10 protein-coding genes and 1 pseudogene are annotated in these 9,345 nt (G+C 68.6%); 8 read left to right on the plus strand and 3 right to left on the minus strand.

The window, feature by feature from the left end; all coding sequences use genetic code 11:
* The 3 genes from DQP58_RS24415 to DQP58_RS24425 form a co-directional block, all read left to right on the plus strand.
* Positions 1 to 1,349: FAD-dependent oxidoreductase (locus DQP58_RS24415; protein ID WP_112710697.1), on the plus strand; the 1,349-nt coding region annotated here is incomplete at its 5' end.
* Positions 1,346 to 2,353, plus strand: a complete 1,008-nt coding sequence (locus DQP58_RS24420) for a DUF5914 domain-containing protein (RefSeq protein ID WP_112710698.1) — start codon at positions 1,346 to 1,348, stop codon at positions 2,351 to 2,353. The genes DQP58_RS24415 and DQP58_RS24420, both read left to right, overlap by 4 nt.
* Positions 2,354 to 2,569: 216 nt before the next feature.
* Entirely contained in the window at positions 2,570 to 4,837 is a 2,268-nt protein-coding gene (locus DQP58_RS24425; protein ID WP_112710699.1) for a catalase, read from the plus strand.
* A 77-nt stretch (positions 4,838 to 4,914) separates the two neighbouring features.
* Here the strand turns inward: DQP58_RS24425 and DQP58_RS24430 are convergent, their stop codons facing one another.
* The gene (locus DQP58_RS24430) at positions 4,915 to 5,175 is read right to left on the minus strand and encodes a hypothetical protein (protein ID WP_112710700.1); all 261 of its coding nucleotides are present in this window, start codon (positions 5,173 to 5,175) and stop codon (positions 4,915 to 4,917) included.
* Positions 5,176 to 5,329: 154 nt separating this feature from the next.
* On the opposite strand from DQP58_RS24430, the gene DQP58_RS26905 reads away from it, so the two are divergent.
* The 4 genes from DQP58_RS26905 to DQP58_RS24445 all read left to right on the plus strand — a co-directional run bounded on the left by DQP58_RS26905 (position 5,330) and on the right by DQP58_RS24445 (position 6,694).
* The gene (locus DQP58_RS26905; protein ID WP_165827950.1) at positions 5,330 to 5,503 is read left to right on the plus strand and encodes a hypothetical protein; all 174 of its coding nucleotides are present in this window, start codon (positions 5,330 to 5,332) and stop codon (positions 5,501 to 5,503) included.
* The gene (locus DQP58_RS24435) at positions 5,500 to 5,715 is read left to right on the plus strand and encodes a DUF2945 domain-containing protein (protein ID WP_112710701.1); all 216 of its coding nucleotides are present in this window, start codon (positions 5,500 to 5,502) and stop codon (positions 5,713 to 5,715) included. The genes DQP58_RS26905 and DQP58_RS24435 overlap by 4 nt, the downstream gene beginning before the upstream one ends.
* Positions 5,716 to 5,743: 28 nt before the next feature.
* Complete coding sequence (locus DQP58_RS24440; protein WP_240630106.1) at positions 5,744 to 5,935, plus strand: DUF3140 domain-containing protein; 192 nt, start codon at positions 5,744 to 5,746, stop codon at positions 5,933 to 5,935.
* Positions 5,936 to 6,085: 150 nt separating this feature from the next.
* Entirely contained in the window at positions 6,086 to 6,694 is a 609-nt protein-coding gene (locus DQP58_RS24445; RefSeq protein ID WP_112710702.1) for a MarR family winged helix-turn-helix transcriptional regulator, read from the plus strand.
* Here DQP58_RS24445 and DQP58_RS24450 read toward each other — a convergent pair.
* Both DQP58_RS24450 and fni read right to left on the minus strand, forming a co-directional pair.
* On the minus strand, positions 6,659 to 7,909 hold the full coding sequence (locus DQP58_RS24450) for a glycosyltransferase (protein ID WP_112710703.1): 1,251 nt from the start codon (positions 7,907 to 7,909) through the stop codon (positions 6,659 to 6,661). The two genes, DQP58_RS24445 and DQP58_RS24450, sit on opposite strands and share 36 nt — an antisense overlap.
* 11 nt (positions 7,910 to 7,920) lie before the next feature.
* Positions 7,921 to 8,967, minus strand: a complete 1,047-nt coding sequence (gene fni / locus DQP58_RS24455) for a type 2 isopentenyl-diphosphate Delta-isomerase (RefSeq protein ID WP_112710704.1) — start codon at positions 8,965 to 8,967, stop codon at positions 7,921 to 7,923.
* Positions 8,968 to 9,113: 146 nt separating this feature from the next.
* Between fni and DQP58_RS24460 the strand changes: the two are divergent.
* Positions 9,114 to 9,345 (plus strand): annotated as a pseudogene (locus DQP58_RS24460) (MMPL family transporter); the annotation flags it as partial.

Raw genomic sequence — 9,345 nt, forward strand, 5'->3', positions numbered from 1 at the left:
TCGGCGGCCGGGTGGGCGGCTGGACAGAGCGCGACGGCGGCGCCGAGCTCGCCATGAACCGCGGCTTCCACGCGTTCTTCCGGCAGTACTACAACCTGCGCGCCCTGCTGAGCCGAATCGACCCGCAATTGCGGATGCTCACTCCCGTCGCGGATTACCCGTTGATCGACGGCGCCGGCCGGCGCGACAGCTTCCGCGGGCTGCCGCGCACCCCGCCGTGGAACGCCGTCGTCTTCGCGGCGCGCAGCCCGACGTTCCGGCTGCGCGACTTCACCCGCATCGACGCCCGCGCGGCCGCACCACTGGCCGCGGTATCGGTGCCCGGAACATACCAGCGCCTGGACCACACCGACGCCGCGACGTTTCTCTCCGACATCCGATTCCCCGAGGCCGCAAGGCATCTGGCCTTCGAGGTGTTCTCCCGCAGCTTCTTCGCCGACCCCTCCCAGCTCTCCGCGGCCGAGTTGGCGACCATGTTTCACATCTACTTCCTCGGATCGTCCGAGGGCCTGATCTTCGACGTGCCATCGGCGAACTACGACAGCGCCCTGTGGGAGCCGTTGCGCGGCTACCTCAAGGGTCGCGGTGCGCGGTTCCGGCTCGCCACCAAGGTGCTGCGCATCGAGACTGCACCGGCGAAATCTTTTCGGGTGCACACCGATTCCGGTGACCACTGCGAGGTCGACGCCGTCGTATTGGCCACCGACGTCGCGGGTTTACAGCGGATCGTCGCGGCTTCCCCGGATCTGGGCACCGACGCCTGGCGCGCCCAGATCTCGCGGCTGCGCACCGCGCCGCCGTTCGCCGTGCATCGGCTGTGGCTCGACCGACCGGTCGCGGCGCACCGGCCGGCGTTTTTGGGCACCGCCGGCCATGAACCGCTCGACAACATCAGCGTGCTGGAGCGCTACGAAAGCGAAGCCCGCGACTGGGCCGGCGCGCATCACGGTTCCGTGGTCGAGTTGCACTCGTACGCCCTGGATTCCGCGCCGTCGCGGGCCGCCGCGCTACTACAGCTACACAGGGTGTATCCGGAAACCGCAGCGGCGCAAATCGTCCACGAGAAGCTGCTGCATCGCAGCGACTGCCCGCTGTTTGCGCCGGGCTCCTATCCCTTGCGTCCCCCGGTCCGCACGCCCACCCCAGGCTTGTTGCTGGCCGGCGACGCCATCCGCATCGACTTGCCGGTGGCGCTCATGGAGCGCGCCGCCACCACCGGCTGGTGCGCCGCGAACCAACTCCTGCAACGATGGGGATTAGCCGGACACCCGTTGGCCACGGTGCCCACCCAAGGCCGGTCACCGCTGCTTCGATGGCTTGCCGCCCGCGAAAGATCCACCACATCATGAAGTTCCGCGAACAGCTACAGCAGCGCCTGTCCGCCACCCGGACCAAAGGGTGGCCACTGCAGGTGATCCCACGCATGTCGTGGGCCGATCAGCGCCCGACCTATCGCGACGCGCAACCCGCCATCATCGAGGGCGCGCTGCGCCGCTCGCAGCGCAAACCCACCGGCAACTGGTACGCCTTCGCCGCCAGTAACCAGGTCCCCGCCGGACGCCCCTTCGGCGCCCGCGTCGCCGGCGTTGAGGTCGTGGCCTGGCGCGACGACCGGGGGCGGTTATGCGTGGGGCCGCGCAGTTGCCCCCATCTGGGTGCCGACCTCGCCACCGGCACCGTGCATCGGGGCGCACTGATCTGCCGCTGGCACGGGCTGACCCTGGACGGAAAGGCTCGCGAATTCGGCTGGAGCCCGCTGCCCAGTCATGACGACGGCGTCCTGGCGTGGGTGCGGCTCGACGCGGTGGGCAAGGAGGATCCGCTGGACCGGCCGGTGATTGCGCAACGGCCGGCGGGCGACACCCTGAGCGCGGTCGCCGGCATGGTGGGTGTCTGCGAACCGAGCGACATCATCGCCAACCGGCTCGACCCGTGGCACGGCGCGTGGTTCCATCCCTACTCGTTCACCCGGCTCGACGTGCTCACCACGCCCACCGAAGAGGTGGACCGATTCTTGGTGGCGGTGACCTTCCGGATGGGACGCGTCGGGGTACCGGTCGTCGCGGAGTTCAGCTGCCCGGAGGCACGCACCATCGTCATGCGCATCGTGGACGGCGAGGGGACGGGCAGCGTCGTCGAAACCCATGCGACGCCAATGGGTTCGGGACCCGACGGTCGACCGCGCACCGCAGTCCTGGAGGCCACCATCGCGCATTCGGACCGGCCCGGTTTCGGGCGCGCCGCCCGGGCGGCGCCGCTGATCACACCGTTCATGCGGTACGCGGCCACCAAACTGTGGCGCGACGACCTCGCCTACGCCGAGCGCCGCTATCAGGTTCGCGCAAGTTCGTAGGGTTCGAGCCGCCGGCTGCTCTCTCTGCGCGCTCCGTGCCGGGTTGCCGGTGCGGCGACAGGTGCGCCGCCGACGCCGGCCGGCACGACCAGTTTTGCCCGTTCTCATCTTTTTACCCACGCCGGGGTTTCACGGCGCCGCTGACGGGAACGCGGGAGTAAGCCGCCCGATGCCTCAGGCGGCCGTATCTGAATTCATGCCAACCAAGGAGATTTGATGGCGGAGGACGGCGGGCGCAGCAACCCGGTCAAGGGTGTCGTCGAGGGCGTCAAGGCAGTGGCCAAGCAGGCCATCGGGGCGGTGTCCGGCCAGGAATATCTGGTCCGCGAAGGGAAGGCCCAGCAGGCTCAGGCCAGTGGTTACATTCCCAGCGCGCCGGGTGCCGAGCCGCCAGACCTGGCCGAGCCGACGACGCCGCGGGAGCCGTTGCCACCCAAGAACGATCAAATCGCCCCGGAACTTCGGGCCGCGACCGGAACACCGGTGGAGGGCCCGGCGACCGCGCGTGGGCAGCAGGGCGAGTACCTGACCACCGCCCAGGGTGTGCGGCTGTATGACACCGATCATTCGCTGAAGGCCGGCGAACGCGGCCCGACGCTGCTGCAGGACCACCATCTGCGCGAGAAGATCACCCATTTCGATCATGAGCGCATTCCGGAACGGGTGGTGCACGCCCGTGGCGCCGGCGCCCATGGCGTGTTCCGCGGCAACGGCGCAGCCGAAAAACTCTGCAAGGCAGGGTTTCTCAAGTCCGGCGCCGAGACGGCGGTATTCGTCCGATTCTCCACCGTGATCGGCTCCCGTGGATCGGCCGACACCGTGCGGGACACCCGCGGGTTCGCCACCAAGTTCTACACCGACGAGGGAACGTTCGATCTGGTCGGCAACAACATCCCGGTGTTCTTCATCCAGGACGGCATCAAATTCCCCGACATCATCCACGCGGCCAAGCCACACCCGGATCGCGAGATCCCGCAAGCCCAGACCGCGCACGACACCTTCTGGGATTTCGTGTCGCTGCACACCGAGGCATCCGCGCACACCATGTGGGCCATGTCCGACCGGGCGATCCCGCGGTCTTTCCGGACGATGGAGGGCTTCGGCGTCCACACGTTTCGGCTGGTCGCGCCGGACAACACGACCTCGCTGGTGAAGTTCCACTGGAAGCCGCGCCTGGGGGTGCATTCGCTGGTGTGGGAGGAGGCGCAGATCGCCGCCGGCGTCGACCCCGACTTCCACCGTCGTGACCTCGCCGATGCCATCGAGGCGGGCGCCTACCCCGAGTGGGATCTGGGCATCCAGGTGTTCCCGGACAACCCGGAGCAGATGTTCGAAGGCATCGATCTGCTCGACTCGACCAAGATCGTGCCCGAGGAGTTGGCCCCGGTTCAAATCATCGGCACCATGCAACTCAACGCCAACCCAACCAACTTCTTCGCCGAGACCGAGCAGGTGGCGTTCCACATCGGTCATCTGGTTCCCGGCATCGACGTCACCGACGACCCGCTGCTGCACGCGCGGCTGTTCTCCTACCTCGACACGCAGATCACCCGGCTGGGTGGTCCGAATTTCGCGCAGATTCCGATCAACCGCCCGCACGCGCCGGTCAACGACATGTTGCGGGACGGGTTTCACCAACACGGCGTACATCCCGGCAATGCGCCGTACCGTCCGAATTCCCTTGACGGCGGGTGCCCTTTCGCCGCCGGAGCCGATCTCGCCGCCTTCATCGAGTCCCCGGTCCCGCTGCCCGCGTCGACCAAACGTCGCGCAAATCCCGCGAGTTACGACGACCACTTCAGTCAGGCGACCTTGTTCTACCGGAGCCTGCAGCCGGTCGAACAAGCCCATGTCGTCGAGGCGTTCGCCTTCGAGTTGGGCAAATGCTACGAACAGGTGATTAAGGAACGCGAGCTCGCCGTCCTCGCGAAGATCGACACCGAACTGTGCGCCGCCGTCGCGGCGCGACTGGGTTTGGAGCCGCCCGTTCCCGCCGCGGCGCCTGCCGCCCCGGCGGTCAGCCCGGCGCTGTCGCAAGTCGGCCAACGATGGCCGGTGGCCGGTCGCCGCATCGGTATCCTCACCGACGCCGAGTCCGACACCGGCCAGGTGGCGGCGGCGGTGGCCGCGATCACCGCGGCCAAGCTGGTTCCCCTGGTGTTCGCGTCGCATGGCGGAAAGCTGAACCGCGACGGCGGCCCAACGGTTTCTCGCACGTATTCGACGGGACGATCCGTGGAAGTCGACGCGGTTCTCGTCGCTGGATCACCGGTCGAGGCCGGTGCGCGAACCCTCGTGGACGAGGCGTTCCGTCATCTCAAGCCGATCGGCGTGCTGCCGCAGGGGACCAATCTGCTTGCGACAGCGGGCCTTCCGGCGGAAGGAGAGGGTATCTTCACGGGCTCCGACGCGTCGGACATCGTCTCCTCGCTCGTCACCGGCCTCGAGGAGCACCGGGTGTGGAACCGCGTCGTCCCCACCTGACCGGTCCGACCCGGGATCGGCGAACGCCGAACCCCTTGCCTCGCGCTGATCGTGGCACACACCCGGCATCGCCGAGGCTACGTCGTGCCTTGCGGACCCGTCGGCGTCGCACCGCTGTTGTGGGAGGTAGTGGCGGGGGAAGTAGTCGCCGTGGCAACCGAGCGGTGCCGGCCGCCGGCCGAACGCCGCCACGCCAGCACTGACGCACCCGCAAGCAGGACCGCCAACGCGAATACGGTGGGCCACATGGCCAACTGGGCGAGCCACAAGCGCCGTTGCAGGCGCAGCACTTTACGCTCGGCGCGGCCCAGCCGTCGCGACGTCTCGATCACGGTCATCGGCACATCAGATACCCCGGGCGGGCCGGTTCAAACCGGCGCCCGCGCGACACGTCGCGACAACACGTCTTAACCATTCACCTCCTGAAACGTTGAATCCGACGATTCGCGCCGTCCTGCGGCGGGAATGCTCCGACCACACGGGGAGGAAAGCATGGACGGCGTGGCCAATGGCGATCTCGACGGCGTGACGCAGGCGGTGGGAAAGGTGACCGAGGGGCGCCGCCACGTCTACGAGATGGCCCTCAAGGAGCGTCGCCGCACCGCCGGACACCCGGCCCACACCGCCTCCCCCAGCGACGAATCGGCAAAAGGTGAAACACGATGAGCGACAACGAGTTCAAAAAGGGTGACAAGGTCGAGTGGCAAAGCCACGGCACCACGGTCCGGGGCACGGTCGAGGCCAAAATCACCTCCGACACCCAAGCCGCCGGGCGCACGGTGCGGGCGTCCGAGGACGAGCCGCAGTACAAGGTGCGCAGCGACAAGACGGGGGCCGACGCGGTGCACAAGCCCGAAGCGCTGCGCCGCGCAAAGTGATGCGCGACAACGGCATCGAGGAGTTACCGTGACCGACGACCAAGACACCACCTGGGAGGCCAAACGCGCCGACCTCACCGAGGCCGACTACGCGCACATGCGAAAGGGGGTCGGTTATGCCAAGCGCCACCTGGCGCAACGCCCGCAGGGCGACATCGACGAAAGCCCCTGGCGGTACTCGTTGATGAACTGGGGCCACGACCCCGCGAAGTCCCGATAGCGCCCGCTCGGCCCGGCTGCGCCGCCGCGGCGGCGATCCGCCGAGGGTGCCGTAGGCTGATGGCCACCGAACGCTCCGGCGCGTTTCGAGTGCCGCGGACCGCGGTCACCGATACGCTGGCCGGCGTATTTGCGAGAAGGATGCGGGTAAGTGACCAAGCGCGCCGCCGCTGACCGGCGACCAGATCGAGCCGAACTCGAGAAATTGATGTCGGCCGACATGCGCGCGATCACCGCCCAGTCCGACCGCATCGGCCGGCACTTCGCCCGGCAAAACGATGTCAGCAGCACGGATTTTCACGCGTTGCTACACATCATGGTCGCCGAAACCGCCGGGGAGCCGTTGACGGCAGCCCAGTTGCGCCGCCGCATGGACGTCTCACCGGCCGCGATCACCTATCTGGTCGACCGCATGATCGACGCCGGCCACGTCCGTCGCGAACCCGATCCCCAGGACCGGCGCAAGACTTTGCTCCGCTATGAGAAGCCAGGCATGGCGCTGGCTCGCTCGTTCTTCACTCCCCTTGGCGCCGAGCTACATACGGCGCTCGCCGACCTTCCCGATCGCGACCTGGCGGCGGCGCATCGGGTGTTCACCGCGATGATCGAGGCGATGGCCGGCTTCGAATCACGACTGGCCGCACCGGGTCCGAAGACGCCCGCAGCCCCCGAACCGAAGGTCAAGGGCCATCGCAGTCCGGCGAGACGCGGCGCCGCGCCCGACTCAGTGAACCGGCCGCTCGACGGCGCAGCCCAGTAGCCGCTGTTCGATCAAGTCGGCGCCGTGGGCCACACCCCCCGTTGCGGCGAGCCCCGCGGCCACCCGTTGCGCGCCGTCGGCCATCGTCATCGCCTTGCGCACCTTGGCTCTCAGCCGTGCCGCGGTGAGCTTCTTGGCGGTCAGGCGGGTTCCACAGCGGGCCATCTCCACTCGCCTGGCGACCTCGGCCTGGTCGCGCGCGAAGGGCACAACGCAGACCGGCACTCCCCGATCGAGGGCCTTCAGCGTCGTGCCCATCCCCCCGTGCGTGATGGCGCAGCTGGCGCGGGCGAGGATGGCGGCGTGCGGCACGAACCGGCACACGGTCGCGTTCTCGGGTCGCGGCAGACCAGCGGGCACACCGGCCGGGAACGTCGCCACCACATGAACGTCCTCGTCGGCGAGCGCGCGCAACGCGATTCGTCCCAAGGCCTCGTCACCCTGGCGCAACGAGGAGGTGTTCACCAGCACCATCGGACGTTCGATGGCGTCGATCCACTCCGGTGGGGCGGCCGTCGGGGGCTCGAATGCGCAGGCACCGATGTGGTGCACCACGCCGGACCATCCCGGATGCGGGTACTCGAACGGCTCGCCGCCGACCGCCAATACCAGAGGCGCGCGCCGGATGAAGCCGTCCACCGAGGCGACCGGCGGCAGGTCCAGCCCGGCGCGAATGGCGTTGACGCGGGGCAACATTGGCCGGTCGAACAGGTGCCTGACGATCGGCCGCACCGTGGCGTCACGGATCTCACCGACGATGCCCGGCAGCGGGCGAAATCCCGGACCGAATGGTGGCACCCCGCGGGACCGCAGGTAGGGGGTGAACGGTGAGAACAGCAGCCACGGAAGGTCCCCGGCGTCCGCGGCCGACAGGGCTCCCCAACAGTTCGCGTCCACGATCACCGCATCCGGCCGGGTCGCGCCCACCGCACGCCGAAAGTCGTCGACTTCCAGCACCGCCCGCCGGCACAGCACGTCGATGGTTAACTTCAACACTCCCAAAGCATTTCGCGCCTGCCAGTCGTTGCCGGCGATCGCCTCTATCCGCGGATCGACCGGCTCGGCGTGCACACCGATGGATCGCATCGTCGAAAGACCGGCCGACATCGTGCGCAGGTGCACCTCGTGTCCGCGCCGGGTCAGTTCGGCGAGCAACGCCCCGGTCGGCAGCAGATGCCCCAGGGCGGGCGAGCCGTAGGCCAAGATGACGGCCACGTCGCGCGGGCCTAGTCCGCGCCGACGAGGTTGACGCCGTGCAGCTCCGTCAGGTTCGCGGCACCACAGCCGTGCAGGCAGATCCGCAGCTCGTCGATGAACGGCTGCAGCCAGTCGACCACGGCGGCACTCGACTCGACGGCCGCCGGCAGCAGCGGCCGGGCGACCGCCACGACATCGGCACCGAGTGCGATCGCCTTGGCCGCATCCATACCGGTGCGGATGCCACCGGAGGCCACCAAGGGAATCGCCGGTAGCACCTCGCGCACCTCCACGATGGCCCGAGCGGTCGGGATGCCCCAGTCGGCCAGGTGCGGGTAGCGCAGTTCGCCGTACCGCACGAACTGCTCGACGCGCGACCACGACGTGCCGCCGGCGCCTGCCACGTCGATTCCGGCCACCGGCAGTCCGCCTTCTCCCCCGACCAGTTCCGCGGCCGCCGCGCCGCCGATGCCGTGGCCGACCTCCTTGAGCAGCACCGGATAGTCGACGGTGTCGGCGGCCTCGCGCAACCTGTTCAGCGACCCGGCGAAGTCGGTGTCGCCGTTGTGTTGCATCGCCTCCTGGAGCGGATTGGTATGCACGGCAAGCGCGTCGGCGCCCACCCGGTCCAGGGCCTTCGCCAGATCCGGCGCGGCGGTCTTGGTCAGTTGCGCCAAGCCGATGTTGCCGAACAGCAAGACATCCGGCGCCACATCGCGCACCGCGAAGCTGTCCGCCGCCCGCTCCCCCAGCGCACTGTCCAACATGATCCGCTGCGAGCCCAGCATCATGCCCAAACCCAGCTGCTGGGCCGCCACGGCCAGGTTGCGGTTGATCGTCCCGGACAGCTCCGCACCCCCGGTCATCGCGCCGATGAGGATCGGCGAACGCAGGCGGGCACCGAAAAACTCGGTGGACAAATCGATGTCGTCCAGGTTGGTCTGGGTCAGCGCGTTGTAGGGCAGTTCATAGCGGTCCAGGCCGGTGGTGACGCCGTGGTAGCCGACCGGCTCGCTCAGGCAGACATCGATGTGCCGCCGCTTGCGGGTGGTCATCTCGCCGCGGTCAGCAGTCATCGCAGGTACCCCCTCGCGTCCGACACTGCCCCCGGCCCCGCGTCCATAATGTCCATAGTGCCCCCTCCTGCGCACCGCCGGCGCCGTCGCGTCGCGATGCGTCATTTCAGTTGATTAATATTTAACAAACTGAAAGGGTTGTAAACGTGGTGTGGGATTCCGTGGCCGCCGCCGCGACGGGGCGGCGTTGCTGGCTGCTGGCGCTGGTCGCGGCCGCGCTCGGCGTCGGCCTGATGGTCCTGATCGGCGGTAACGCCGCCGCGGGCCAATCCCCACAATCCGTTCCAATCGATGCGCAATCCGCCCGGGTCGAGGCCCTGGCCAGGCAGTTTCCGGGAGGTGACGAGGCGCCGGTGATCGTGGTGGTCAGCCGCACCG

Origin of the sequence: Mycobacterium colombiense, assembly GCF_003284975.1 — a bacterium.
GTDB classification, from domain to species: domain Bacteria; phylum Actinomycetota; class Actinomycetes; order Mycobacteriales; family Mycobacteriaceae; genus Mycobacterium; species Mycobacterium europaeum_A.